The organism is Alteromonas sp. PRIM-21, assembly GCF_027563165.1.
Taxonomy (GTDB): Bacteria; Pseudomonadota; Gammaproteobacteria; order Enterobacterales; family Alteromonadaceae; genus Alteromonas; species Alteromonas macleodii_A.
Map to the genome: position 1 here is coordinate 1 of NZ_JADOEK010000003.1, position 25,070 is coordinate 25,070.

At 43.2% G+C, this 25,070-nt stretch carries 24 protein-coding genes; 4 read left to right on the forward strand and 20 right to left on the reverse strand.

The genetic code is table 11. The features are described 5' to 3' along the window. Positions 1 to 223: 223 nt before the first annotated feature. The 6 genes from IW644_RS06625 to cysK form a co-directional block, all read right to left on the reverse strand. Positions 224 to 775 (reverse strand): hypothetical protein, encoded by a 552-nt coding sequence (locus tag IW644_RS06625; RefSeq protein WP_269916955.1) that lies wholly within the window; start codon positions 773 to 775, stop codon positions 224 to 226. Between the two features lie 162 nt (positions 776 to 937). After that, positions 938 to 1,321 carry an MAPEG family protein gene (locus tag IW644_RS06630; RefSeq protein WP_269916956.1) on the reverse strand — a complete coding sequence of 128 codons (384 nt, stop codon included), beginning with the start codon at positions 1,319 to 1,321 and terminating at the stop codon, positions 938 to 940. 135 nt (positions 1,322 to 1,456) lie between these two features. Beyond that, entirely contained in the window at positions 1,457 to 1,918 is a 462-nt protein-coding gene (locus tag IW644_RS06635; protein WP_269916957.1) for a hypothetical protein, read from the reverse strand. A 123-nt stretch (positions 1,919 to 2,041) separates the two neighbouring features. Beyond that, entirely contained in the window at positions 2,042 to 2,671 is a 630-nt protein-coding gene (locus IW644_RS06640) for a hypothetical protein (protein WP_269916958.1), read from the reverse strand. A gap of 226 nt (positions 2,672 to 2,897) precedes the next feature. Next, on the reverse strand, positions 2,898 to 3,356 hold the full coding sequence (locus tag IW644_RS06645; protein WP_269916959.1) for a hypothetical protein: 459 nt from the start codon (positions 3,354 to 3,356) through the stop codon (positions 2,898 to 2,900). A gap of 230 nt (positions 3,357 to 3,586) precedes the next feature. Then, positions 3,587 to 4,552, reverse strand: coding sequence for a cysteine synthase A (gene cysK, locus IW644_RS06650; protein WP_269916960.1), 966 nt, complete (start codon positions 4,550 to 4,552; stop codon positions 3,587 to 3,589). A 271-nt stretch (positions 4,553 to 4,823) separates the two neighbouring features. On the opposite strand from cysK, the gene IW644_RS06655 reads away from it, so the two are divergent. The 3 genes from IW644_RS06655 (at position 4,824) to IW644_RS06665 (ending at position 7,771) form a co-directional block, all read left to right on the forward strand. Beyond that, positions 4,824 to 5,660: an AAA family ATPase gene (locus IW644_RS06655; protein WP_269916961.1), complete on the forward strand. Its 837-nt coding sequence runs from the start codon at positions 4,824 to 4,826 to the stop codon at positions 5,658 to 5,660. Next, a complete protein-coding gene (locus IW644_RS06660; protein ID WP_269916962.1) occupies positions 5,660 to 6,841 on the forward strand; it encodes a vWA domain-containing protein in 1,182 nt (393 codons plus the stop codon). The genes IW644_RS06655 and IW644_RS06660 overlap by 1 nt, the downstream gene beginning before the upstream one ends. A gap of 147 nt (positions 6,842 to 6,988) precedes the next feature. Then, positions 6,989 to 7,771 carry a nucleotidyltransferase family protein gene (locus tag IW644_RS06665; RefSeq protein WP_269916963.1) on the forward strand — a complete coding sequence of 261 codons (783 nt, stop codon included), beginning with the start codon at positions 6,989 to 6,991 and terminating at the stop codon, positions 7,769 to 7,771. Positions 7,772 to 7,823: 52 nt separating this feature from the next. On the opposite strand, the gene IW644_RS06670 is transcribed toward IW644_RS06665, so the two are convergent. The 9 genes from IW644_RS06670 to cmoA form a co-directional block, all read right to left on the reverse strand. Next, entirely contained in the window at positions 7,824 to 9,197 is a 1,374-nt protein-coding gene (locus IW644_RS06670) for an MATE family efflux transporter (RefSeq protein ID WP_269916964.1), read from the reverse strand. 152 nt (positions 9,198 to 9,349) lie between these two features. Beyond that, the gene (moeA, locus tag IW644_RS06675; RefSeq protein ID WP_269916965.1) at positions 9,350 to 10,564 is read right to left on the reverse strand and encodes a molybdopterin molybdotransferase MoeA; all 1,215 of its coding nucleotides are present in this window, start codon (positions 10,562 to 10,564) and stop codon (positions 9,350 to 9,352) included. 148 nt (positions 10,565 to 10,712) lie between these two features. Beyond that, the gene (locus IW644_RS06680) at positions 10,713 to 11,384 is read right to left on the reverse strand and encodes a phosphoglycolate phosphatase (protein ID WP_269916966.1); all 672 of its coding nucleotides are present in this window, start codon (positions 11,382 to 11,384) and stop codon (positions 10,713 to 10,715) included. Between the two features lie 93 nt (positions 11,385 to 11,477). After that, positions 11,478 to 13,232: a sugar phosphorylase gene (locus IW644_RS06685; protein ID WP_269916967.1), complete on the reverse strand. Its 1,755-nt coding sequence runs from the start codon at positions 13,230 to 13,232 to the stop codon at positions 11,478 to 11,480. Between the two features lie 5 nt (positions 13,233 to 13,237). Beyond that, entirely contained in the window at positions 13,238 to 14,461 is a 1,224-nt protein-coding gene (locus tag IW644_RS06690; protein WP_179983578.1) for a glycosyl transferase, read from the reverse strand. Positions 14,462 to 14,473: 12 nt separating this feature from the next. After that, positions 14,474 to 15,283 (reverse strand): HAD-IIB family hydrolase, encoded by an 810-nt coding sequence (locus IW644_RS06695; protein ID WP_179983577.1) that lies wholly within the window; start codon positions 15,281 to 15,283, stop codon positions 14,474 to 14,476. Continuing rightward, positions 15,280 to 16,152: a kinase gene (locus tag IW644_RS06700; protein WP_269916968.1), complete on the reverse strand. Its 873-nt coding sequence runs from the start codon at positions 16,150 to 16,152 to the stop codon at positions 15,280 to 15,282. Before IW644_RS06700 ends, IW644_RS06695 begins: the two co-directional genes overlap by 4 nt. Before the next feature lie 94 nt (positions 16,153 to 16,246). Further along, positions 16,247 to 17,245, reverse strand: coding sequence for a tRNA 5-methoxyuridine(34)/uridine 5-oxyacetic acid(34) synthase CmoB (cmoB, locus tag IW644_RS06705; RefSeq protein WP_269916969.1), 999 nt, complete (start codon positions 17,243 to 17,245; stop codon positions 16,247 to 16,249). Between the two features lie 57 nt (positions 17,246 to 17,302). Further along, positions 17,303 to 18,034, reverse strand: coding sequence for a carboxy-S-adenosyl-L-methionine synthase CmoA (cmoA, locus tag IW644_RS06710; protein WP_269916970.1), 732 nt, complete (start codon positions 18,032 to 18,034; stop codon positions 17,303 to 17,305). A gap of 174 nt (positions 18,035 to 18,208) precedes the next feature. Between cmoA and IW644_RS06715 the strand changes: the two genes are divergently transcribed. Then, on the forward strand, positions 18,209 to 18,844 hold the full coding sequence (locus IW644_RS06715) for a response regulator transcription factor (RefSeq protein WP_179983573.1): 636 nt from the start codon (positions 18,209 to 18,211) through the stop codon (positions 18,842 to 18,844). A 48-nt stretch (positions 18,845 to 18,892) separates the two neighbouring features. Here IW644_RS06715 and IW644_RS06720 read toward each other — a convergent pair whose 3' ends face one another. The 5 genes from IW644_RS06720 to purM all read right to left on the reverse strand — a co-directional run bounded on the left by IW644_RS06720 (position 18,893) and on the right by purM (position 24,821). After that, on the reverse strand, positions 18,893 to 19,501 hold the full coding sequence (locus tag IW644_RS06720; RefSeq protein ID WP_269916971.1) for a CAP domain-containing protein: 609 nt from the start codon (positions 19,499 to 19,501) through the stop codon (positions 18,893 to 18,895). Positions 19,502 to 19,574: 73 nt separating this feature from the next. Next, the gene (fadE, locus tag IW644_RS06725; protein ID WP_269916972.1) at positions 19,575 to 22,037 is read right to left on the reverse strand and encodes an acyl-CoA dehydrogenase FadE; all 2,463 of its coding nucleotides are present in this window, start codon (positions 22,035 to 22,037) and stop codon (positions 19,575 to 19,577) included. Positions 22,038 to 22,421: 384 nt separating this feature from the next. Further along, positions 22,422 to 23,174, reverse strand: coding sequence for a DUF3108 domain-containing protein (locus IW644_RS06730; RefSeq protein WP_269916973.1), 753 nt, complete (start codon positions 23,172 to 23,174; stop codon positions 22,422 to 22,424). After that, positions 23,134 to 23,784 carry a phosphoribosylglycinamide formyltransferase gene (gene purN / locus IW644_RS06735; protein WP_269916974.1) on the reverse strand — a complete coding sequence of 217 codons (651 nt, stop codon included), beginning with the start codon at positions 23,782 to 23,784 and terminating at the stop codon, positions 23,134 to 23,136. The genes IW644_RS06730 and purN overlap by 41 nt, the downstream gene beginning before the upstream one ends. After that, entirely contained in the window at positions 23,781 to 24,821 is a 1,041-nt protein-coding gene (gene purM / locus IW644_RS06740; protein ID WP_269916975.1) for a phosphoribosylformylglycinamidine cyclo-ligase, read from the reverse strand. The genes purN and purM overlap by 4 nt, the downstream gene beginning before the upstream one ends. Between the last annotated feature and the right edge of the window lie 249 nt (positions 24,822 to 25,070).

The window sequence follows — 25,070 nt, forward strand, 5'->3', positions numbered from 1 at the left end:
TGAGTTGCTCGATATTTTCAAGCATCACTTTCAATGCATCAGACATAAAATAACTCCCATTGGGTATGATTTGATATTACCACTAAAAAAGAGAAGTGAAAGGCTGGATTTACAAGTAGCGGCTAACTTTTAAATAAGGGGCGCAGGCATGTGGGGCATAATGGCGAAGCCACCCTGCATGTTTGCGTCCCAGCCCGCGCAGTGGGCGTACTTAATTTTTTTGTTAGATGGCATTAGCCGCAAAAATTCGAAGCTCACTTTCGTAGCCTTGCAAGTCGAAGTTCGTAGAACACTTATTCATAAAACCATGAAAGTAAGGCACCTGTCTAATTTTGGTTCTTTGTTTGGTGTGCAATTCTGAGATTAATTGTGATACTGAAAAGTGCTTCTCTGTTTTTGGGAAAACAAGAGTGACTGGAAATAATGGAACAACTTTTCGATTGTTTCTTATTTGAGACCCGTAAAAGCATATAGCTTTGTTTATATGCGAAGGCCCGAAACTTCCTGAGAGGTTCCAAATGGCAGCAGCACCAACGCTAAAACCCACGAGATTTACAGAAGAATCCAATTTGGTTAGCGAGTTAATCAAATGCTTGCTGTAATTTTCTAAGCCAATATTGGAGGAGAAATACTCATATGCATCACTTTCAGTGTGAAACATCTTATTTTGACCGTCATAGGGGTCAACAATGATGTGGTTCTTACAGATGGCATTTGCCAATTCTTCAAGAGCGGGAGTTTTACCAAAGATATCCGTAACAACTACAGTAGTCACTTTAATTTCCGTGCCATTTAACTTTTAAATAAGGGGCGCAGGCATGTGGGGCATAATGGCGAAGCCGCCCTGCATGTTTGCGTCCCAACGAACGAAGTGAGTGTCTTAATTTTTTTGTTAGGTGGCATTTGTTTAAAACGAAGTGCTGACTATTTGATACATCTACAATGAACAAACACCGACTTGAATTGTAAAAAATAGAAACCTTATCTGGGTTGCAATGTTGCTCCCTGAAAGCAAATGAGTAAATGATTGGGCTATTCTTGCAAACAGACAAAGTAAAGAAAGTGGGTTCGTTATGTTGGTTGTATTAGTGATGACAGCTAAAATAAGAGTGCCACCAAATATTGGGAAAAATTCATAGCAATTTGCATGTGCTCGAGTAAGTCTGTGCCCGAATTCAGTCGTATCGCTGCCGCTTGTATTGAAGCTATTTGATTTTCGACCAGAGGAAATGACCAAATAAGTGCGAAATGCTTCTAATGCAAGCAATAGCACTAACATCCAAGTAATGTATCCAGAAATTGCTAAAATAGTTAAATTCATAGAAGTTCCTTTTCTTCGTTTTTTCCACTGATTTATCAGTGTGCGCTGACACCTAACTTTTAAATAAGGGGCAGTAACACGTGGGCTAAAATCCGAGCGAAGCGACTTAATGTGATTGTTATGCGACACGCTGAATTAGCATTGGATGTCGACTACGTTTTCACCTTTGGTTCCATCAAGGTTTGTCCACCGTACGACGACCTGAACCTGCTCCGGGCTTTGGTCAGTATTGTAAAAACCAAGCAGTTTAAAACTCTTGAATGGTTGTAACACTCGTAATGGAAATTTATCAAATTCTCCGCGAGCAAGTAAATTTTGTTCAGAACTTGCAAATGACAGAGATACATTTGAAGCTTCTGATTCACCATTATTGCTAATAACTAGTGAACCATCTTGTCTGTAAACATCGACATTTGCTTTTAATTTTTGCTTGTCTGCACTTTCCAGTTCTTCTAACTGCTTTTGACTTAAACGAGCATTTATCTCTTCTAACTGCAATATTCTATCCTGATGCTTTCTCGTTCGCACCAGCGAAATTAAAGAGATTGTTAAGGCAAGCAGTGAACAAATAATGGTAAGTATTTCACTTTTTGTCACTTAGACCTCCTTGTCGCATAACACCCACATAAGGGGCAGTAATACGTGGGCTAAAATCCGAGCGAAGCGACACAGCCCACGTGTTACTGTCCCAGGGAACTTGCGACCGACTTAATGTGATTGTTATATTTCACTTGCCCATTTAACCCAGTCAATATCTCTCTTGTTTAATACAACAGAACCATCTGAGGTCCAATAAGCACACTGTGTCTCGCTGCAAATCACTGCATTTCCATAAATAGTCTTTTCTTCATCCTTGAGCTTTACTTCAACTTTTTTGATTTTTCCTGATACAAAATTTTGTTTTAGCTTCTTGGCGTATGCCTCGCCTGAGTTTCCGCTAGAAATAAGTACTAACAAGACAAGTACAAAGAGGGTAAAGCCCCCAAAACTTATTCCGACCATAGTCTCGCTTAAAGCATGAAAGCCTGTCGTTTTACTATCTTTTTTTTGATCTGTCTTTTTCACAAACTCGGAAAAAAATGAAGGCTTTTTCTGCACAGCTTTTGATATCTCAACTGCCACTGTAGTAATTGCTGCGATAGAGACTGATGCCACTAAAAACCATATTATCCCTTTGGAGCTAAACTCCATTGTCGACATAAAACCTTGAAAAAAAATCCTATCGAGAGTGAGCTGGAATTGGCTTTCTTCGATGCCCAGTTCGTATAGATAGGACATATGATAAGACAAACCAAGACCATAAAAACAAGCTAAAATAAGGCTTATAATGATAGATGCATGTTTAAGCATAATTCTTCCGTGAAATATAACAATTTAGTGTCCGGAAAAAATCCTTTATGTAGGGTGGAAAAATTCCGTATATCAGTTTTGTGTTGTTTTAAGTTATCACCCTAAAACAATACATTAAACAAAAAATAAATGTATCCGAGCTTGAAAGCCGGAAAACATCCTTTTTATTTTTACTTATCGTAAAAATAGCGGGCGCTGAATGTAAGTACAGCATCTTGTTTATTTGTTATAAATAGGCGTCAGGGTGTATTTTGTTTACCTTCCATTTGCCATCTTCTTTTATCAAATCTAGGCTTCGAAGGTCTTCTACTTTGTCGCCATTATAGTTTCCGCTCAAAAATACGGTAATAGTGGATTTTTCAGAAAATTCGTTTCTGCCAATCTTACCTGCGCTTTGCGGAGTTACGGTTACAGTGTCGTACTTTAAATTAAGCAGATGTCGTTGAACGTTACTATTGGTGTGGTATCGCGTCAGTATGCGCGACATTTTTTCACTGGATAGGCGTATTGCTGTGTCAAGGTTGTCGTCTTCGTAGACACTTTTTAAGAACATAACTGTGGTGTATTCAGGTGTGCTTTCGTCAAGCATGCCATACCGCCCAATTCCTTCTTTTTTCTCACCACAAGCCGATAAAATCAAAACTGTAAAAAGCCCTAATAGGGCGTACCACATACGCGTTTTCATTTGGGTTACCTTAATATAAAGAGGTCCGTTTCTTATTGATAGTTTCATATCTTAACTAAGTCAATGTAACGACTGCCAAGAAGTTTGCTAAGCGGATTATTCACAAAAAACTGTATAAAAGCAAAGTGACGATAAGGTTTTACAAATAGTTGTTATAACAAGGTTTTATTTGAAGCATAAAAAAACGAGGCACCGGGCCTCGTTTTAGCATTATTGAAATTGAAAGGCGGTTATTGAACTTCTTCTTGTTCGTCAAACGCACCGGCAAATAGTGGGCTACTTAGGTAACGTTCTGTGCCGCTTGCTAGAAGTACTACAACCACTTTGTCTTTGTTTTCTGGGCGTTCAGCAAAACGCTTAGCGGCAACAACGGCAGCACCAGAAGAAATACCCGCAAGAATACCTTCGTCGGTCATTAGCTTGCGCGCCATGTCCATACATTCGTCGTTAGTAACTTGTTCAACTTCGTCGATTAGGTCTAAGTCTAGATTACCTGGGATGAAACCTGCGCCAATACCCTGAATTTTATGTGGTCCAGGTGTGAGCTCTTCACCCGCAAGCGCTTGTGTTATTACTGGAGAGTCTGTTGGCTCAACGGCAATAGAAGTAATTGCCTTACCTTTTGTGTTCTTGAGGTAGCGACTAACACCGGTAATAGTACCGCCCGTACCTACACCTGCTACAAACGCGTCAACTTTACCGTCGGTATCTTCCCAAATTTCTGGGCCCGTCGTTTTTTCGTGAATAGCTGGGTTAGCTGGGTTGTCGAATTGTTGAAGCAGTACGTACTTGTCTGGGTCTGACTCAACAATTTCTTGTGCAGCAGCAACGGCACCTTTCATGCCCTTAGGCGCTTCGGTAAGTACAAGGTTTGCGCCCAGTGCTTTTAGAAGTTTACGACGCTCAAGGCTCATGCTGCTAGGCATGGTTAGTGTTAGCTTGTAACCGCGAGAAGCAGCAACAAACGCCAAAGCGATACCTGTGTTACCACTGGTAGGCTCCACAATTTCTTTACCTTCGGTAAGGACACCGCGCTTTTCAGCATCCCAAATCATGTTAGCGCCAATACGGCACTTAACACTGAAGCTTGGGTTACGCGATTCAATTTTTGCGTATACATTACCTGATGTTACGCGATTTAGCTTAACTAGTGGCGTGCGGCCAATAGATAGGGAATTGTCGTCAAATACGTTCATTATAAATCCTTACCTCGTTCCTTATTTTATAGGAAACCCCGTCTGTCGTGATCTGTACGACCTTTTTAGTAGTTAATAATTCAACGCGTGTGATAGTTAATAATTCACAGCCTGAATTAGGGGATTTCGTCATACCCCTATATCATTGGTCCCAATCAGTAAAATGCAAAGTGCTTTTTAGCTATATGTTATATCTATGGGCAATCGTGAGAAGGCCTTGATATTATAGTTAAAATTGCAAAGACGAAAAATTATACGGAGTACAACAATAATGGCTTTTAGTGGCACGTCTAATTATATCGCAACCAAAGACTTACAGCTGGCGGTTAACGCTGCTATTACGCTAGAGCGTCCGCTTCTAATTAAGGGCGAGCCAGGCACAGGCAAAACTATGCTAGCTGAAGAGTTGGCAGAGAGTTTAGGCACCGAATTAATTCAGTGGCACATTAAATCAACCACCAAAGCGCAGCAGGGTCTGTACGAATATGATGCAGTATCGCGCCTTCGCGACTCTCAGCTTGGCGATGACCGTGTTCACGATATAGGAAACTACATAGTAAAAGGAAAGTTGTGGGAAGCGTTTAGCGCAGAAAAGCGTCCAGTACTGTTGATTGATGAAATCGACAAGGCAGACATTGAGTTTCCCAACGATCTGTTACTAGAACTCGATAAGATGGAGTTCTTCGTATACGAAACACAAGAACGCGTAGTAGCAAAGCAGCGTCCTATTGTTATTATTACGTCTAACAACGAAAAAGAGCTACCTGATGCTTTCTTGCGCCGCTGCTTCTTCCACTACATACAGTTCCCGAACCCAGATGAAATGCAAGAAATCGTCAATGTACATTTCCCAGATCTAAAGAAAAATCTGCTTGATGAAGCGCTAAAAGCATTCTTTGAAATTCGCGATGTTCCAGGGCTTAAGAAAAAGCCTTCTACGTCTGAACTTATCGACTGGCTTAAGCTTTTAGTTGCCGAAGATATTCCACCTGAGGCGCTGCATTCAAAAGACGGTAAAGCAGCAATACCGCCATTATACGGCGCATTGCTTAAAAATGAGCAAGACATTCATTTGTTTGAAAAACTGGTCTTTATGGCGCGTCGCTAATGCTTATTCAGTTTTTTTATACGCTGCGAAAATATCAGGTCAAAACCACGTTGCGCGAGTTGCTTGACTTGCTTAAAGCGTTAGAGCATCACGTGGTGTACGCCGACATCGAAGCTTTCTACAGCTTGTCTCGTACCATTATGGTGAAAGACGAAACCCAATACGATAAGTTCGATAGGGCGTTTGCTGAGTATTTCGAAGGCGTGGAGTCTATCGACTTGTTTGGTAAAGACATTCCTGAAGAATGGCTTCGTAAGGAAATTGAGAAAAACTTAAGTCCTGAAGAGCGCGAAGCACTGCGTAAGGCAGGCGGCCTCGACGAACTGATGGAAACCTTGAAGAAGCGCTTAGAAGAACAAGAAAAACGTCACCAAGGTGGAAACAAGTGGGTTGGCACGGGCGGTACCTCGCCATTTGGTGCCTACGGCGACAACCCAGAAGGTGTGCGAATAGGGCAAAAGGGAAATAGAAAGTTCTCCGCTGCAAAAGTGTGGGATAAACGCGAGTTTAAAAACCTAAGCTCTGATGTAGAACTGGGTACGCGTAACATAAAAGTGGCCCTTAGAAAGCTACGCAAGTTTGCTCGCACTGGCGCCAGTGAGCACCTAGATGTGCCTACGACGATAGGTGAAACCGCAAAAAAAGGCGGTTTACTCGATATTCATATGGCGCCAGAACGTCATAACGCGGTAAAGGTGTTGATGTTTTTTGATGTGGGAGGCTCCATGGACCCTCACGTAAAAAGCACCCAAGAGCTTTTTTCAGCAGTGCAGACCGAGTTTAAGTACCTTGAATACTTTTACTTTCATAACTGCGTGTATGAAGAAGTGTGGAAAGATAACCTTCGCCGCAATAAAGAGCGTATTCCAATCTGGGATATCATTCATCGCTACGGCAAAGACTATAAGGTTATCTTTGTAGGTGACGCTACCATGGGGCCGTATGAAATTACCTACCCAGGGGGCAGTGTAGAGCATTGGAATGAAGAGCCTGGTAGTGTATGGATGCAGCGTTTGTTAAACCACTTTAATAACGCGGTATGGCTTAACCCGCAGCCTGAAAATTATTGGCCGTATTATTCGTCTGTTAAAATTATTCGCGAAATAATGGAAGACAGAATGTATGGGCTGACCCTTGAAGGGTTAACGGAAGCGATTAAAGGGCTTAGCAGAAGCCGTTAAGTCATATAAGAGATATAAGAGAAAAAGGCTCTCAGGCACACGCGAATACTGCGTCGTCACTAGCACGTTAACTAAAAACGGGTTTTATTGCGACGTTGATGATTTTCCGTTGGTCTTGATTACGAGCGTTGATTAATAGGTGTTACATTGAATTCTGACGTTTATCGCTTAGCTTTTGTTTTACTCGCAGGCGGGCAAAGCTCCCGCTATGACGGTAACAAGCTCTTATCAGAGCATCCTATTACAAAATTACCGCTTGTTCAGCACAGTGCTAACGAAGTTATTCGCGCTCGCGATGCAATAGGGTCAATGAGTAAACATCCTGTCACGGTTGTAATAGGTAAATGGCATGACAGCGTTAGTTTGCAGTTAAGTGAGGCTTTTTGTGGTCTAACTGACACACCCATCGAGGTGATACACAATAGGCAGTGGGAAGAGGGGATAGCATCAAGCATTCGCAGTGGCCTTTCGCATCTATTGAGTCTAGCATCGCGGCCAGAAACGTCGCTTTCAAAACCGATTCAGTTAGAAGCAGCGTCTTTAGACACCAAGCCTTCACATGTGCTTTTTACCCTCGCTGACCTGCCAAGCCTTAACACTCAAGACCTTATCCGCCTTATTGATGCTTCTAAAGCTTATCCAAACCACATAGTGTGTAGCGAGTGGCAGAAGCATGGGGTGAAGGACGGGCAGAGGGATGGGCAGAAAGACGGGCAGAAGGATGGAAAACCTAATAGTCGGTTAACAGTGCCTGCCATTTTTCCAGAGGCAATGTTTAGCGAATTATTAGCGCTACAGGGAGATACTGGCGCTAAGCCAATTATTAAAAAGTATGCGAAGTTAGGGAAAGTAAAGGCTGTGTCTATACCCAATGCACAATTTGATATAGACACTCCGCAAGATTGGGAAAATGTTAAAAAGCCAGACTAGCCCTTTTTCCAGTTTCCAGTGCTTTTTAGGCAGCCTTCGCTAACAAACCTGTTTAAGCACTCGCTAAGCGATGAGCTGCATTTGGCCTTTGAATATGAAGAAGGCGCGCGCCAAGCATTACTGCTGCCGCACTTAAGCCTACGATAAAACCTATCCAGAACCCTGCTGCAGCCATCGGCTCTGCCGTTATCCAGTCTGTTCTTCCCAACACTACACCCGTAGGAAGACCTATTAACCAGTACGACACAAAGGTAATGATAAACATCGCTGTAGTGTCTTTGTATCCGCGTAATGCATTGGCAGAGATAACCTGAACGGCGTCTGATAGCTGAAACAGTGCAGCATATATGAGTAGCGCGTTAGCTAACGTATAAACAGCATCGTCGCTGGTATATAGCCCAATAATGAAACCTTTAGCCAGCAGAGTGAAGCTCGCCGTACATGCTGAGGTGAAAAAACCGATAAGAATAGCAGTACGGGCTGCTATTTTAGCCTGACGCTGATTTCTTTGCCCAATGCGATACCCAATACGGATCGCGGCAGCCATCCCAATACTCATAGGAAACATAAACATAAGCGCCGAGAAATTCAGGGCAACTTGGTGGGCAGCTACCGTAGTGGCGCCAAATGGTGCTAATAACAATGCAACTACTGAGAACAGCGTTACTTCGAACAAAATTGTCATGGCAATAGGTAAACCCATTTTAAAAGTTCGGCTTATGGTTACCATGTTTGGCTTGTACAGCTGACTAAACAAATTGTATTTTTGCAGAGCAGGTGCGAAGCGTACATAGATGAAGGTTGCAATCAGCATAGTGTAAATAACGATGCCAGTAGCAATACCACAACCAGCGCCGCCCATGGCAGGCAGTGGGCCAACACCGTAAATAAATAAGTAATTTCCGATAATATTAGCCATCAAGCCAATTACGGTAATGATCATCGTTGGCTTGGTTTTACCTAAGCCTTCACAATAGTTTCTAAGCCATTGGTACAAAGCAAAACCCGGCATGGCAAATAGCACGTAAAGCACATAGTCTACGGTTATGCTGTGCAGTTCAGGCGCCATTGGAAAAAGCGCTACCATATTTTCAGTGAAGGGAATTAACCCTGCTATTACCAGTCCTACAAAGAAGATCAGGTAGCCGGCTTGCTGACTGGCATCAGCAATGCTGCTAATACTTTTGTTACCCTGTAACCGCGAAATAATAGGGGGAAGCGCAAGGGCTATACCTTGTATAAAACACAGAAGTGGTACGGTTATGCTAAACCCAAGGGCCACTGCTGCCATGTCGGTAGCGCTATAACGCCCCGCCATAATGGTATCGCTTACGCCCATTAGCATCTGTGTAATTTGCGCAACTAGCAATGGCCAGGCTAGTTTTAAAATATCTCTTCCTTCTACAAGAAAGCGTTTTTTATTCACGGTAATGTGTCTCTATATAAGTCGCCAAGAGCGACGAGGATAATGGCTAATTGTTTCGCGTAATGTTTTGATAATTATTTTAGGTAAATAAAGCCGTCAAACCGAATCGCGAAAAAAATGCTCTAACGTAGGTCGTTTAAACAACAGCCGTTTTAAAAATGCAGTGGCATAACGGGAACCGTGTCACCAGCTTTCAGCTCACTGGTATCTTCATGCACTACCATAAGGCAGTTGGCAGAGGTGATTGACGTCATCACACCAGAGCTTTGTGATTTAAACGGTGTGACTTCCCATTCTCCTTGTTTGTTTCTCACCATAGTTGCACGCTGGAAATCTCGTCGACCCGCACGGCGCTTAAGCGATGTGGTAATAGTCGCGTTCACACAAAACGGCTCGTGGATTTGTGCTTGGCCTTGCATTTTCTTGATAACGGGTACAACCAGTAACTTAGCAGTGACAAATGAAGATACGGGGTTGCCCGGTAAACCACAAAACAAGGTATTATTAATTTTGCCTAAAGCGAAAGGTTTGCCCGGTTTAACCGCGACTTTCCAAAAATCGATAGTGCCTAGTTCAGCGATGATATCTTTTACGTAGTCTGCGTCACCAACTGAAACACCACCGCTACTTACCATCACGTCAACACGCTCGCTGGCTTCAATAAATAGCGTACGCAAGGAAGCTTCGTCATCTTCCACAATTCCGAAATCTACAAGTTCTACGTTTTCATTGCGTAATATACTGCTCACGCCAACGCGGTTCGACTCGAAAATTTGCGTTGGTTTAAGGACGTCACCAGGGGCGGCAAGTTCCGAACCGGTTGCTACCACCCCAACGCGAAGCTTTCGGTAAACGGCTACGGTGCTTTTTCCTTGAGAGGAAAGCAACATAAGGTGCTCGGCGTGAAGGCGGGTGCCCTCGCTGATTAGCGTATCGCCAGAGGCAATATCATTGGCTTTCTTGCGAATATTTTCTTTCGCAGAAGGAAGTTTGTTTATGACTACAGTCTCGTCGCGGGTTTCAGTATTTTCTACCATCACCACGGCATTGGCGTTATCCGGAATAGGTGCGCCAGTCATTATTTTAAACGCTTTGCCATTTTCAAGCGGCTCGTCAGCGCTCATACCTGCGGTAATAACGCCTTGCACTTCAAGCTCAGCGCTATTAGAAAGGCCCTCAACGTTAACGGCGTAGCCGTCCATCGCCGAGTTGTCCCAAGGTGGAACATCAATATGAGCAATAACATCTTCTGCTAAGATGCGGTTGTTGGCGTCAAAAATACTCACATGTTCAATGTCGCTTATCGTTTCTGCGGCGTTAAGCGCTTTAGCAAGGGCTTCTTCAAGTGAAAGCCATTTAGATGACATACCAACAACTCCAATTAATTATTTAACAGGCGGATATTACAGAAAAAAACACCTTATACCAAAGGTTAAAGCGTGAAATAAAAGAAAGTAGCTAGCAATGGGTGTTAAGGGCAGTCACGAATTCTCCCCAAATGACATCAATAGAGTTTTATTGATGCAGTGTCAGGATTTCACTAAAGCTGTCGAACACCCAGTCAGGTTGATAGGTAGAAATACTTTCGCCGTAATTGTAGCCATAGGTAAGGCCAATACTTTTTATGTTGGCGGCCTTTGCAGCAAGAATATCATTTTTGGAATCGCCTACCATTACACACTGTGAAGGTGAAATCGTAAACTGTTCGCAGGCGTATAAAAGGGGCAGGGCAGACGGCTTTTTCTCCGCTAAACTGTCACCGCCGATAGTAAGTGAAAACAGAGACGACAACGAGAATGAAGACAAAATAGGCTCAATAAACTCTGAAGGCTTGTTAGTTATCAATACTAGCGTATAACCACGCTGTTTTAACGCATGTAGCGTGTCAAAAACACCATCGTAAAGCACAGTACTTTTAGTTTCTAACGTTCGATAATAGAAAAGAAATTTATCTAACGCAGTATCAACCTCTAATTGCTTACGGTTGTGGTTTATTTTCGTATCCCCACTTAACCCGCGTTCCACTAAAACCCGGGCGCCATTTCCCACCCAGTGTCGTATAACGTGCTCGTCATAAGTTGGTAGTCGATAATCACTTAGCATCTTATTAAGGGCTGTCGCCAAATCTGGCACAGAATCGACCAGCGTGCCGTCTAAGTCGAAAAGAAAGGTATTAATTTCTTGCATTACAAACTTGATTAACTAACAAATGTGATAATCATAACACCGCAGTATCCGTACCGCGGTAGATTTATTAGCCACCTAAATTTTGTAAATTATTTACTCAAAATCTTGGTTGCTGATCCAAAGTACTTGATAAGGCTTCATTTGTAAGAAACCACTGGATAGTGCTATTTCATCTCGGGCGATAAGGTCAATCCAGTTATCGGTACCAATAAGGTTAATGTCCGACAACAGAATAGTTTGTTCTTCATCTGAAATATTACTAATACAGAAAATACTTTGTTTTCTGTCCAAGCTTTGACGCCAATAGCCAAACAGTTGATTATTTAGTTGTAGTGTAAACTGCGTGGCGTTCGGGTGGAATGCAGGCTGTGCTTTACGTATGCGTATAAGCTGCGAGATCCGCGTTAGTACTTTATGATGTTGAGAGAAAGGCGAGTCTAACAGCGCCTCAAGTTCGCTAAAGTCCCAGCGTTTTCTATTTATAGAGCGATTTTGGCCGGTATTAGCAACTTTTTCATAATCGTTAGATGTACCAAGTAAACTGTGAATGTAAATGCCGGGTATGCCTTCCATACCTAACATAATGGCGTGGGCGCAGATAAAGCGGTCAACCTGATATTTGTCCGGACCCTTGATAGTGCCTTGAAGAGCGTCAAATAGCGTAATATTGATCTCATAAGGCTTTTGCTGTCCGTGCTCAGATGCGCGCCACGATACTTTTCCACCAAAATGCTGCATGGCATGCACTAAGTCAGATATTTCCTCTTCAGAAAGCAAGCCTTCTGCTGGGCGAAGTCCAATACCATCGTGGGATGCAATAAAGTTGAAATAGGCTGTGCCGTTTTGCGCCGGCGGCATACTCATCATCCAACTTTTCAAGTACGAGCAATCACCAGTCACCAAGGTGTTTACAAGCAAAGGCGGTAGTGAAAAGTTGTAAATAGCGTGAGCTTCGTTTGCATTACCAAAATACGTCAAATTTTCCCTGTTAGGAATATTGGTCTCGGTAATGATTATGATGGATGGGTCCACATGCTCAATAAGGGTTCTTATCAAGCGAATAACCTCATGGGTTTGGAATAAGTTGATACAGTTTGTACCTACAATTTTCCAAAGAAATGCAACGGCATCCAAACGGAAAATCTTAGCGCCTTTGTCGATGTAAAGCTTAATAATATCAATAAAGGCCAGCAGTACTTTCGGGTTTCTAAAGTCAAAATCGACTTGGTCGTGACTAAAGGTACACCAAACGTGTTTAGTACCGTTTGCAGTTTCTGTTTCGCGAAGTAGTGGCGACACACGAGGGCGCGTCACCATAGATAAGTCATCGCTTGGGTCGGCTGTAAAGAAAAAGTCAGATCCCGGACCTTCGCCTTTGATAAAGTTATCGAACCACACGCTTCTTGCAGAGCAATGATTGATCACTAAATCTGTCATTAGTCCGTAATCAGCGGCTATGGCTTCAATATCGTCCCACGAGCCTAAAGATTCGTTCACAGTGGAATAATCGATAACCGAGAATCCATCGTCTGAACTGTACGGAAAAAATGGCAAGATATGCACATTGTTCACCGTATTCTTACAGTAGCGATGAAGAAACTTGTTCAATGTAACTAGCGGGCGCTCGTCGTCGTCAATAACGCTATCACCATAAGTAATCATGATGATGTCATCTTCATCCCAATAATTGTGATGTGACTTAGGTGTCGCAATGTCGGTTTGCTGCTGAATGCCTATTGTATTCATTAGTTCAGTGGCTAGCGTCTCGTAAGAGACGTCTAGCGCTACATCAGCATAAATGCTTTCTAAATGGTGTTTTACTTTGTCATGGAGATGCTCCCATGCCATATTACTTACTCCATATATTCTGCAGTATCGGCTTCAACCGCTTCTAATAATCGTTCTAAAATATCTGGCACCGCACTGGTTACACGGTTCCAGCTTGGTATAAACGGTGTTTCCATCGGGTTTTCTAAGAAGTTTTGCCCCGCTTTCATTATATTGCTGGCGAACATCTCTACCGCTTTTTCTTCGCTATGAATGTCTAAGTTCAGACCATTCATTACCGCATCATTGTGATAAGTCTCTATAAAGTCTAGCGCAATTCTGAAATAGGTCGCTTTAATCGAACGGAACATCTCATTGCTAAACGTGTAGCCTTGCGTAGCGAGCTTTCTGAAAATTGCCTTTGTAATGTCGATAGACATTTTAGACAAACCACCTTGGTCATTATTAAGCGAAAGGTCTTGGTGTTTATGGTCATAAATATCGCATATATCTGCTTGGCACAGACGATTGTGTGAATAGTTGCGGTGCATTTCCGACAACACGCCAATCTCTAAGCCCCAGTCGCTTGGTATACGAATATCGTTTAATACATCCCTTCTAAACGAAAATTCACCTGCAAGTGGGTAGCGGAAGCTGTCCATAAACTCCAGGTACTCGTTATCACCCATAATGCGTTTTAGTGCGCGAAGTAGGGGAGTGACCAGAAGACGTGAAACACGACCATTAATTTTGCCGTTAGCTACACGTGCGTAGTACCCCTTACAAAATTCATAGTTGAACATAGGGTTAGCGACAGGGTAAATAAGCTTGGCAAGCAAGTCTTTGTTGTAAGTAACAATGTCGCAATCGTGTAATGCTACAGATTCTGCTCTGTTAGACGCTAATACATAGCCCATGCAATACCACACATTACGGCCTTTACCTAACTCTTTAGGTGCTAGACCCTGAGACTGAAGTTCTTCGTCAAGCGCTTTAAGACGCGGACCATCGTTCCAAAGTACTCTGTGGTGCTGAGGTAGCTTTCCAAAGAACTTAAGCGCGTGTTTGTACTGTTCTTCATTGGCTCTGTCTAGGCCAATTACAATTTCTGATAAATAGGGAACGCCAGTGAGTTCGTTAACAATATGCGGAAGTGCATCACCTTCTAGTTCTGAAAACAGCGAGGGAAGAATAAGTGCCATAGGGCGCTTTTGTGAAAACTGTAAAAGCTCTGTTTCTAGCTCTTCGGTAGGACGACGAGCCAAATTATGTAACGTAGTAACCACACCATTTTGATAAAAATCAGCCATGTGTCCTCCTGATCATAGGGATAATAATTGAGTAAGCATTTCGTTCCAGCCTTCAGGGCCGGCTAGGGTACTGGTATAGACCTCTTCTTTTTTTACAGCAGGCGGAGGGTTTACCGGTGATAAAATGCGAATTGGAACGTGCGCCGCTTCAAGCATTGCTACGTCGTTTTTACCATCGCCAAGGGCAATGGTATTTACTTTGGTGGTATGTTGCTTTTGATATTCACTAGCCAGCCACTTAAGCGCTTGGCCTTTATCGCAATTACCTGAAATATGTATAAAACGGCCACCCTCCAGTGGAAAGGCGCCGCGATCTTTTACAACTTTTAAAAATCGCTGTTTTTCGTCGTCACTGCCCAACCATAAAACGGGTTCACCGAACTGACGCTTAGCTGCAAGTGACGCAGACCGCTCATCAAGACCTGTACACTCCTGAATTTCTGCGTTTGACATTTTTGAGAACTGCTTATATTTACCCTCAAATTCGCTGCCAATTTTTTCCAATAGCTTAATCCAATAATTTTTATTGGAGATAAAAGCTTTGCACCAATAGCCGTCTATCCAAACCGTGCCGCTAGGCTTTTGTTTAAAAAAGCCATGGGGGATGAAAATAGCGGCACCATTCTCAATAATAAACGGCCCGTCTAAGCCAATTCTTTCACGTAATGGCTGTAATTCAGCAAAGGTTTTACTGGTGGTGGGAATAACGGGGATGTCTTTTGCTTCTAATGCCGTTAAAGCCGGTTTCGCCGCCTCGAAAGAGTAGGTATGGTGGTCTAACAGCGTGCCGTCCATATCGGTGAAAACAAGCGTTTTCGTCATCGTTTTACGTCCTGTTTAGTTATCGTTCTTGTTTCATCAAGATAAAATACGGTATCGCACTTTTCAGGCAAATGCGCTAACGCGTGTTCAGTGATGCGCTGATAGTGTTGCACAAAGTTTGCCACTTCTTCATCAGACATAACGCCGTCGCTATCAATGGAAGCTTTTTGGGCAAGTTTGTGTTCCTGTTCTAACCGCCATTGATAAACACAATCGAAACTTGGCGCTTTAAGCATGATGCGATAGTCAATTTTGTCGAAGAGTGTTTGGTAATCGCCCGCTAATTCGGTATTAACGAATGAACGCCAAATACTTAGTGGATCCTCAACTTCTTCAAGGTGATTCACTGGGCGCTTTAATTCGCCAGAAGCCTGTGGTGGCGCACCCACACACCATCCCTCTAGTATGATGAAATCAGGTGAAGATTCTATTACAGGCCACTGCTCTGGCGGGAATGGGTTGTCCGTTGCCTTGTTAAATCGAGGTAGGGATGTCCGCGTGCCTTTAGCTAAACTACGAAGCGTATTTAAAGCTAAGGTAACGTCGTGTGTACCCGGTACACCACGCGTTGCTAGTAGCGGATGCACTTTAATTGCTAGCGCGTTGCGCTGAGATTGGTCGTAATAAAAGTCATCAATAGACAGTGAAACAACTTGTTTATTATGTACTGATGAAAGGAAAGATTCGATAAAACTGGTCAGAGTAGATTTACCTGAGCCCTGACTTCCATTTATACCGACGATGAAAGGTTTTGTTGCACCTTCTTGGTGCTTAAGCAGCTGCTTGCATAATGGTGTGAACCATTTTTGTGCAGTTTCTGCATAGCTACTTGGCAATTGGTGCGTCGTTAAAAAGCTATGTATATCCATGTTGTCACCTTAATCAATGCAGAATTCGCACGTTCTTCTTGATTAAGATAACAACATTTGTGCCAATCGGTTAACTTGCTAGGTACCCTAAGGATTACTTCTTATTTGCTACGATAACGGCCCGTTGTGGTGCAGGATAACCTTCTATGGTGCGAGTAATATCTTCTTGATCGAGAAAATCTTTCAAAGATTGTGATTCCATCCATGACGTTGCACGTTGTTCGTCTAGGGTAGTGTGGTTAACATCCACAACGCGGATATTTTCAAATCCCAGGCGACCTAGCCATACAGAAAGAGCGGCGGTACTGGGTAAAAACCAAACATTTCGCATTTGCGCATAGCGCTCACCGGCCATTAGCACAGTATTTTCGTCACCATCAACAACAAGGGTCTCAAGTATTAACTCTCCACCTTTCCTTAGCTGATCTTTAAGCTGCTGTAGAAAGGCCATAGGATCTTTGCGATGATAAAGAACACCCATCGAAAATACAGTGTCAAAGGCTTTCAGTGGCTGCATCTCTTCTATGCCTAATGGCAAAAAGTGAATGTTGTCACAAGGGGTTGTGGAATTACTGATAAATTGCTTAATGGCGTGAAACTGAATAAGAAACAATTGAGTAGGATCTATACCTACTACGTTGTCGGCCCCTTCGCCAAGCATACGCCACATGTGATAGCCACTACCGCAACCTACGTCTAAAACGTTTCGGCCTTTTAAAGAGGTAATGTGAGGTGCTACACGGTCCCATTTCCAGTCTGAACGCCACTCGGTATCTATGTGAATGCCATGCAGGTGGAAAGGGCCCTTACGCCATGGCATAAATTGTTTCAGCAAACCTTCTATTTGCTTTTGCGTGTATTCGTCAACGTCGTCTTTTGTGCCTATCGAAATGCTCGATGAAAGGTCAACATGGCTTGGAGAGGTCGATGGCAGTTTTCCAAGCATCCGGCACCATTTATCAAATTCGCCGTGCTTTGCGTTTCGCTGCCAGTCGTCCATTTGGGCAGGAAGGGTTTGCAGCCAATGCGAAAGAGGGCTGTCTATCAACGATTTGTAGCAATCGTTAAACCAAGTCTGTTCTAGTTTACTCATAGTCTTCTTTATATGTATTGATATCGAAATAACGCGAAGTTTGAAAGACGCTAGTGCCTAACTTTTAATGGCGACCATGGACGTAAAGTTATAGCACTTGTACCACATCACTACATCTGTAAACCCTACTTTTTTCAGGCGAGTTTCATGTTCACTGAAGGTGTCGGTTAACATAACCTTCTCTAGCGCTGCGCGTTTTTGACTTACTTCTAGCTCGCTGTATCCATTGTCGCGTTTAAACTGGTGGTGTAAGTCTACAAGTAATTCGTTTCCATTGAGGGTAGGGTGACGAATTTTCTCTGACAATACTAAAATACCGCCTGGGTTTAACCCATCGTAAATGCGTTTTAATAGTGCTTCGCGGTCAGCTGGTGGAATAAACTGTAAGGTAAAGTTCATTACAACCATGGACGCGTTATTTATCTCAATATCTTGCGCAAAGCCGTGCTGTATGGAAATAGGATTTGGAAGTGAAAACGTTTGAACAACACGCTTACAGCGTTCAACCATGGCTTCAGATGCATCTACACCTATAATTTTACATGTTTCGCTAGGCAGCGCTCTAGCTACAGATAGACTCGCAGCACCTAAACTACAGCCAAGGTCGTAAACTACAGAATTTGAAGTGACTGCAGTTTTAGCTAATTCGCCTATGGTGTGAACAATCGTTTCGTACCCGGGAACTGAACGCTGAATCATATCAGGAAACACATCAACGACAGACTCATCAAACTTAAAGTCATCTACTTTATTGAGTGCCTTTGCATAAATATTGTCGTGTTTCTTCACTGTGAATCTTCTATTAGCCAATTTGGGGCGCAATTTTACCGTCTGATACGTAAATGCCAATGGAAAACGCTAAATTTGTTAGTTTTTTACAGGATTTTTCAGTATTAGGTCTTTTCGTTACTGGTCTAAAGTATTAATCTATACTCATAATAGAAAAAGGAAGCAGTAACGCTAATGACGAGAATTCTAGTAGCAGACGATCACCCATTGTTTCGCGAGGCATTGAGCGGCGCGTTGGAACCTTACTTTGAAAATGCACAAATAATTCAAGCCGGAAGTTTGGACGATGCATTGGCAAAACTTAACGAATTCGACGGCGTTGAGCTAGTGCTTCTTGATCTTAACATGCCAGGCGGTGAATATTTTAACGGCCTTATCACACTACGTGAACAGTATCCAAACATCCCTATTGGTGTAGTTTCAGGTAGTGATACGGTTGAAGTAGTAGCTCAGGTGATGAGCCTAGGCGCACAGGGTTTCATCCCTAAAGTATCGCAAACGCGAGAAATTGCTCAAGCTATCGTAGATATCATCGGCGGTAAGAAATGGCTTCCAGAAGGTATGGAAGAAGAGCTTGAAAAAGTTGATGATGAATTGAAAGTGTTACTTCAACGCTTCCGTGAGCTAACGCCAAAACAAATTCAGGTGCTTTCGTACTTAAGAGCCGGTTTGATGAATAAACAGATTGCTCATGAAATGAATGTCACCGAAGCAACTATCAAAGCACATATCAGTGCCATACTGCGTAAACTAGAGATTAATACTCGTACGCAGGCTGTGTTATTAATGGATAAGCTTCAGCTAAGCTAACCGCAATTTGCTTAAAAAAACCGGATTATTCATCCGGTTTTTTTGTCTTTAAAGTTCTGTTTTTAAGATAATATTGCCGCTCTCGGTTACAATGTCTAAACCTTTATCAGGCACATGATCAAACCGCTTTTGGCGTTTCAAGAGTAACGTTGTTGATGAGTTATCGTCCTCTAGAGAAGTAGCAGTGTCCGCTAACTTAGTAACATAAACCGCCCAGTATTCAACATGCGGCGTTGAAAAGTCTTTATGAAACGCGATACCGATTTGATCTTGCTCTTCATAAAACGGAAGTTCGCCTAATAAGTGCTGCCGATGAGAGGTAGACCTTTTCAATGCATACCAAACATCATCAGCCGTAGTGTACCCGCCCGCTAACGCTTCAACTTGATTGCTCATAGCCTTACCATAATATTCAGGTAGAGAAAGCCCCGCATTTCGAATGCGAGTGTTTGGGCTACCACCTAAAAAATGTGAAACTAAGCCTCTGTCGGCCATATCTTTCACCTTAGCCTCAGCTAATTCAACGAGTGTCGGGTTGCACTGCAACAGATTGCGTTTTTGACCTTTATCGTTAGCAATAAGTAAAGACAAAGCTTGTGCTTGCTCAGTATTACCGCAGGTTACTGGGTTGGCGAAGCTAGTACTTTGTGTAGTCATAGCAATTAGCGTAGCTATAATGAATTTTTGACAAAAAAGGCCGCTTTCGCGGCCTTCTTTTCTAGGGTTTGAACTAAGCAGCTTTACCACCTCGTTTCTTAGTAGCTGACGTTGAGTTAACTTTAGCTACTAATTCTTCGTGATCGAAATCATCAACGTTGATGGTGCGAAGTCGTCCTGCTTCTGTCTTGCGTAGCAAGTTCGCTTCTTCTTCGTTAATAATACCTTCAGCTAATGCCTCATCAGCTAGTACGTCCAATCGAGTGAACGGTAGCTTGGCTTTCTTGTGCTTACAAATGCGCTCGAAGATAGGTTCACTTGCTAATACATCGTCAAGTGTTTGTTCTAGGTCGCCAAACAAACTGCCTTCCTCACGAGTTAGATACTGGCCATAGCCTAGACGGCTACGTGCAGTTGAAGGCGTTTGAAGCATTTGCGCAATAGCATGCTCTGTTTTATCAGAAGGCTTGCCAATACGACGACCAAAAGGAATAACCATAACGCGAAGCGCTGCTGCAATTGCGCGGTTGGGGAAGTTCGCTAAGAAGTCATCAATTGCAGTTTCAATGTCGTGCAATGTGGTTTGCATCGCCCAATGAAGAAGCGGAAGATCTTCTTTCAAACGACCTTCTTCGTCAAAGCGCTTCAAAGTAGTGCTGCCCATGTATAGACCACTTAAAATGTCACCTAAACGCGCAGACAAGCGCTCGCGACGCTTAAGGTCACCGCCAAGTACGCCCATAGAAACATCAGTGAGAAGTGCTAGGTTAGCGCTATAACCTTGAAGCAGTTTATAGTAACGCGCTGTTTCATCAGTAAATGGCGCACTGCTAAACGCACCATTAGTTAACGAGAACCAAATACTGCGAACCGTGTTAGCTACCGCAAAGCCGATATGTCCAAATACTGCCTTATCAAACGCTTGAAGAGCTTCTTTCTTGTCTTCAATAGATGCAGCTTCAATTTCTTTAAGCACGTATGGGTGACAACGCATTGCGCCTTGACCAAATATCATCATGTTACGAGTAAGGATATTTGCACCTTCAACCGTAATTGATACAGGTACGCCTTGATAGCCGCGGCCCAAGTAGTTGTTTGGCCCAAGCATTACGCCTTTACCACCGTGAACGTCCATCGAGTCGTTGATGACTTGACGCATTTTCTCAGTTAAATGGTACTTACAGATTGCCGAGATAACAGAAGGTTTCTCGCCTAGGTCAACACCCACTGTTGAAAAGCGCGTTACGCCATCCATTAAGTAAGCATTACCGCCAATACGCGCAAGCATTTCTTCAACACCTTCCATATGACCTACAGGCATACGGAACTGACGACGAATACGTGCATATGCACCGGTTGCAAGTGAAACAGATTTTGCACCACCAGCAGCAGAAGAAGGTAGGGTAATACAACGTCCTACTGATAAGCATTCTACAAGCATGCGCCATCCGCGACCTGCCATCGCTGGACCACCGATAATGTAATCGATAGGTACAAAGATTTCTTCACCCTTGATAGGGCCATTCTGGAATGGTGTATTAAGAGGGAAATGACGACGGCCAATTTCTAGACCTTTAGTGTCGCGAGGGATAAGCGCACAGGTAATACCCGGCTCTTTGTTATCGCCAAGAAGACCTTCAGGATCTTGTAATTTAAAAGCAAGGCCGATTACTGTAGCCACAGGTGCAAGAGTGATATAGCGCTTGTTAAAAGTAAGGCGCATACCCAGTACTTCTTCACCGTTCCATTCACCTTTACAAACAACACCAACATCTGGAATTGCACCAGCATCAGAACCTGCTTCAGGGCCAGTTAATGCGAAACAAGGGATTTCTTCACCCGCTGCAAGGCGAGGTAGATAGTGATCCTGCTGTTCTTTCGTACCATAGTGTTGCAGAAGTTCGCCTGGGCCTAGTGAGTTTGGTACACCAACTGTGCTTGATAGCACCGCACTTACACCTGCCAGCTTTTGTAGGACACGTGATTGCGCGTAAGCTGAGAATTCAAGACCACCATATTCTTTTTTGATGATCATGGCGAAGAATTTGTGTTCTTTTAAGAACTGCCAGATTTCAGGAGGTAGGTCCGCATCTTTGTGGTTTATCTGCCATTCATCGACCATAGAGCAAACTTTGTCACAAGGGCCATCTAGGAACGCTTGCTCTTCTGCAGATAGGCGACCTTTAGGGATGCGATGAAGCTTGTCCCAGTCTGGCTTACCGCTAAAGATATCGCCGTCCCACCAAACGGTACCCGCATCAATAGCTTCTTGTTCTGTGCTCGACATTTCCGGCATAACCTTGCGATAAAAGGCTAGCAGCTTTTTAGAAATGTGCTGTTGCCTAATATTGGCAAGTGTGAACGGCAGCGTTAAAGCAAGGAACACTACCCAACCAAGCAGGCCGATATCACCGAAAAGGGTGCCTAAAATCATAACACCTGCGCCCATGGCAACAGCTGTTACCAAGCTGGTACGCTGATAGCTAGCAATAGCTAGTGTCAGAACGACCAGTAAAAACCATATAAAATCTGCCATACTTCACTCCTGAAAGGCGTTAAACGTTACGCTTGTCATATCCTCCGTTCTATAAAAAACCTTCAAACAAAAGTCGTTTACGATCGAGGTCTGACCAGCATGCTGTAAACCTATTATTTAATAGGGCAAAGATCAAGATTTTTACATGAATATTCTATTAACAACGTCATAAATAATAGGGTAGTGGACTTTACTACTAGTAAGTATAGACGTTACTTATATAGCGTGATTGGAAATGTGAATTGCGCTTTTTATATGGTGCGGACCGCAGCTAGCTTATGCCGCAATTTGTTAATAAAAAAGCACGCCTAAAACTAATTTTAAGCGTGCTTTTTTGTATTTTAAATAAGTTGTTACAAAAAGAGCTAAAGTGCTTTAGCTCATTTACAGCATTTCAAACGACTTAAGCTTGATATCTCCTTGCTCATCACCTTCTTTAAATTGCTGAAGTCTGACTAGTGTATAGTTAAGCGAAGGTGCGAACCATGCAAAGGTTTCACGCTTCTTAGAGTCGCGAATAAGCTTTACTTTAACAGCCTCAACTTTTCCAAACGGCAATGACAATACTTCTTCATCTACCACTTGTACGCCATAGTGCCGTAGCTCGCCACGGTAGTTAACAAAGTTATAGTCTAGAGACGTTTTACCTTCAGCAAGCTGCTTAGCTAGATCTATTCGATAAATTTGATTATCAAATTCACCGTTCCATTCAAAGGTTTCGCCATTTTCGACTTTAATCTTCCCTTGACCTTGTTGACTAAAGGTAACTTTGAGTTCTTTATCCGGCCCAGTTCCCGAGCGATTATAGTAATACTCAGAAGGTACAACCGTATCTTCGTTTACCGTGAAGATCGAGTGCTCGCTGCGCTTATCTGATAAGAAAAACTTCGAGACCTTGGAGGTGTAAATCAAGGAATATTGTTGGTTGCCTAACTTCGAAAGCTCAATATTCGCTTCGCCTACGTCGTCACCCCATTTGTAAGCGGTATACGTAGCCTTGTAAGGCTGAAGCGGTAGCTCAGCTTTCTCTGCACTGGACATTGTCTGCGCGTTCCCCGAGAGGGATACCGCTAACAGTGCACCAACAGCAAAAGGCTTAATCGCTTGCATAACCAGATTCTGGTAGTTCTTGCTCATCTAAAACTGCCTTATTGTTTCGCATCGATAATCGACCAGCACTAAACCATGATAGTACTAGCGGATAGATGCGGCGTTCTTGTTCCTGAACACGCTCAGCCAAGTCGCTAGCTGTGTCTTCATCAAATACAGGCACACGACTTTGAATGATAACCGGGCCACCATCAAGCTCTGGTGTAACAAAGTGCACACTTACACCGTGCTCTTTATCTCCATTATCGATGGCTCGCTGATGCGTATTCAAACCTTTGTACTTCGGCAACAAAGATGGGTGAATGTTCACTAATTTTCCAGCAAAGCTATCGACAAACTCAGGAGTTAGGATGCGCATAAAGCCAGCAAGCACAACACAGTCAGCGCCAAAAGCATCAATTTGTGCTTTAAGTGCTTCGTCATAAGACTCGCGAGTATCAAAATTAGTGTGATCAAGGCACACGGCATCGATCCCTGCTTCTTTAGCGCGCTCAAGACCATAAGCGTTAGGACGATTGCTAATTACGCCGCTGATTTTAGCGTTAAGACGGCCGCCTTTTATTTCATCAATAATGGCCTGCAAGTTACTGCCATTACCAGAAATAAGTACGCATATTTTAGTTACACTGCTACTCACGCGTTGATCTCTACTTGCTCTTCGCCGTCTTTTGCAGCGATGTCACCAATAACCCACGCATTTTCACCATGTTGCTTAAGGATGTTTAGGGCTGTATCGGTATCGCCTTCGTCAACAACGATAACTAAGCCAACACCACAGTTGAAGGTGCGATACATTTCATGACGCGTTACGTTACCGTTTTCTTGAAGCCAAGAGAAAATAGCAGGCCATTCCCATGAACTTTCATCAATTACCACTTTCGCATCTTCAGGAAGTACGCGAGGGATGTTTTCCCAGAAGCCGCCACCTGTTATGTGTGAAATTGCACTAACTTGAACCTCTTCAAGCAAAGCCAATACCGACTTAACATAAATGCGAGTAGGCTCAAGCAACTGGTCAATGATTGGTTTACCGTTCAGGTCAGCATTTACATCAGCGCCGCTTACTTCGATAATTTTTCTTACTAACGAATAACCGTTTGAGTGGGGGCCCGACGAACCTAAAGCGATGAGCTTTTGGCCTGGTTTAACGTTCGTGCCGTCAATAACATTATCAGCCTCAACTACACCAACGCAGAAGCCTGCAATGTCATAATCGCCATCGTGATACATACCAGGCATTTCAGCAGTTTCACCGCCAATAAGTGCACATCCAGCCTGCTCACACCCTGCACCAATGCCAGTAACAACTGACGCCGCAACGTCAACATCAAGCTTACCTGTAGCATAATAGTCTAGGAAAAATAGCGGTTCAGCACCTTGCACTATTAGGTCGTTAACACACATTGCTACAAGGTCAATGCCTACACCGTCATGACGATTCGCATCCATTGCCACTCTTAGTTTAGTACCTACGCCGTCAGTACCTGAAACAAGTAGCGGCTTTTTGTATTTTGTAGGTAGTTCGCAAAGTGCACCAAAACCACCCAAATTACCTTTTACTTCTGGTCTATGGGTTTTCTTGGTAACTGATTTGATGCGTTCAACAAGTTGATTGCCTGCATCGATATCTACGCCTGCATCTTTGTAACTTAAAGAGGTTTTATTTTCGCTCACGGTTGGGCCCTGAAACTAAGAGGTAGAAAACCGCGGATTCTACCAGCAAGTCGGCACAAGTCCAATTTGTGACGGCTATTTTATGCGCTTTTTGATCTTTTTTATTTTAAGGGTGAAATTAAATTGAATATAAAAGACAATAGAGCGCTATCTTTTGGTGAATATCTAGCTAAATAAAATGTCTTGCTCTGATATTAAGAGTGAGCAGCGTGAATGTTGGGCTGCTTTCAAGCTTTATTTGAAATGTGT

What these genes read in the sequence shown, in the direction of transcription:
- fadE (WP_269916972.1), bottom strand. Translation starts at nt 22,037, where the DNA reads ATGGCAGATTTTATATGGTTTTTACTGGTCGTTCTGACACTAGCTATT.
- IW644_RS06685 (WP_269916967.1), bottom strand. Translation starts at nt 13,232, where the DNA reads ATGGCATGGGAGCATCTCCATGACAAAGTAAAACACCATTTAGAAAGC.
- cysK (WP_269916960.1), bottom strand. Translation starts at nt 4,552, where the DNA reads ATGAACGTATTTGACGACAATTCCCTATCTATTGGCCGCACGCCACTA.
- IW644_RS06690 (WP_179983578.1), bottom strand. Translation starts at nt 14,461, where the DNA reads ATGGCTGATTTTTATCAAAATGGTGTGGTTACTACGTTACATAATTTG.
- cmoB (WP_269916969.1), bottom strand. Translation starts at nt 17,245, where the DNA reads ATGAGTAAACTAGAACAGACTTGGTTTAACGATTGCTACAAATCGTTG.
- IW644_RS06660 (WP_269916962.1), top strand. Translation starts at nt 5,660, where the DNA reads ATGCTTATTCAGTTTTTTTATACGCTGCGAAAATATCAGGTCAAAACC.
- IW644_RS06655 (WP_269916961.1), top strand. Translation starts at nt 4,824, where the DNA reads ATGGCTTTTAGTGGCACGTCTAATTATATCGCAACCAAAGACTTACAG.
- IW644_RS06730 (WP_269916973.1), bottom strand. Translation starts at nt 23,174, where the DNA reads ATGAGCAAGAACTACCAGAATCTGGTTATGCAAGCGATTAAGCCTTTT.
- IW644_RS06700 (WP_269916968.1), bottom strand. Translation starts at nt 16,152, where the DNA reads ATGGATATACATAGCTTTTTAACGACGCACCAATTGCCAAGTAGCTAT.
- IW644_RS06645 (WP_269916959.1), bottom strand. Translation starts at nt 3,356, where the DNA reads ATGAAAACGCGTATGTGGTACGCCCTATTAGGGCTTTTTACAGTTTTG.
- IW644_RS06720 (WP_269916971.1), bottom strand. Translation starts at nt 19,501, where the DNA reads ATGACTACACAAAGTACTAGCTTCGCCAACCCAGTAACCTGCGGTAAT.
- IW644_RS06680 (WP_269916966.1), bottom strand. Translation starts at nt 11,384, where the DNA reads ATGCAAGAAATTAATACCTTTCTTTTCGACTTAGACGGCACGCTGGTC.
- IW644_RS06630 (WP_269916956.1), bottom strand. Translation starts at nt 1,321, where the DNA reads ATGAATTTAACTATTTTAGCAATTTCTGGATACATTACTTGGATGTTA.
- IW644_RS06695 (WP_179983577.1), bottom strand. Translation starts at nt 15,283, where the DNA reads ATGACGAAAACGCTTGTTTTCACCGATATGGACGGCACGCTGTTAGAC.
- IW644_RS06715 (WP_179983573.1), top strand. Translation starts at nt 18,209, where the DNA reads ATGACGAGAATTCTAGTAGCAGACGATCACCCATTGTTTCGCGAGGCA.
- IW644_RS06640 (WP_269916958.1), bottom strand. Translation starts at nt 2,671, where the DNA reads ATGCTTAAACATGCATCTATCATTATAAGCCTTATTTTAGCTTGTTTT.
- moeA (WP_269916965.1), bottom strand. Translation starts at nt 10,564, where the DNA reads ATGTCATCTAAATGGCTTTCACTTGAAGAAGCCCTTGCTAAAGCGCTT.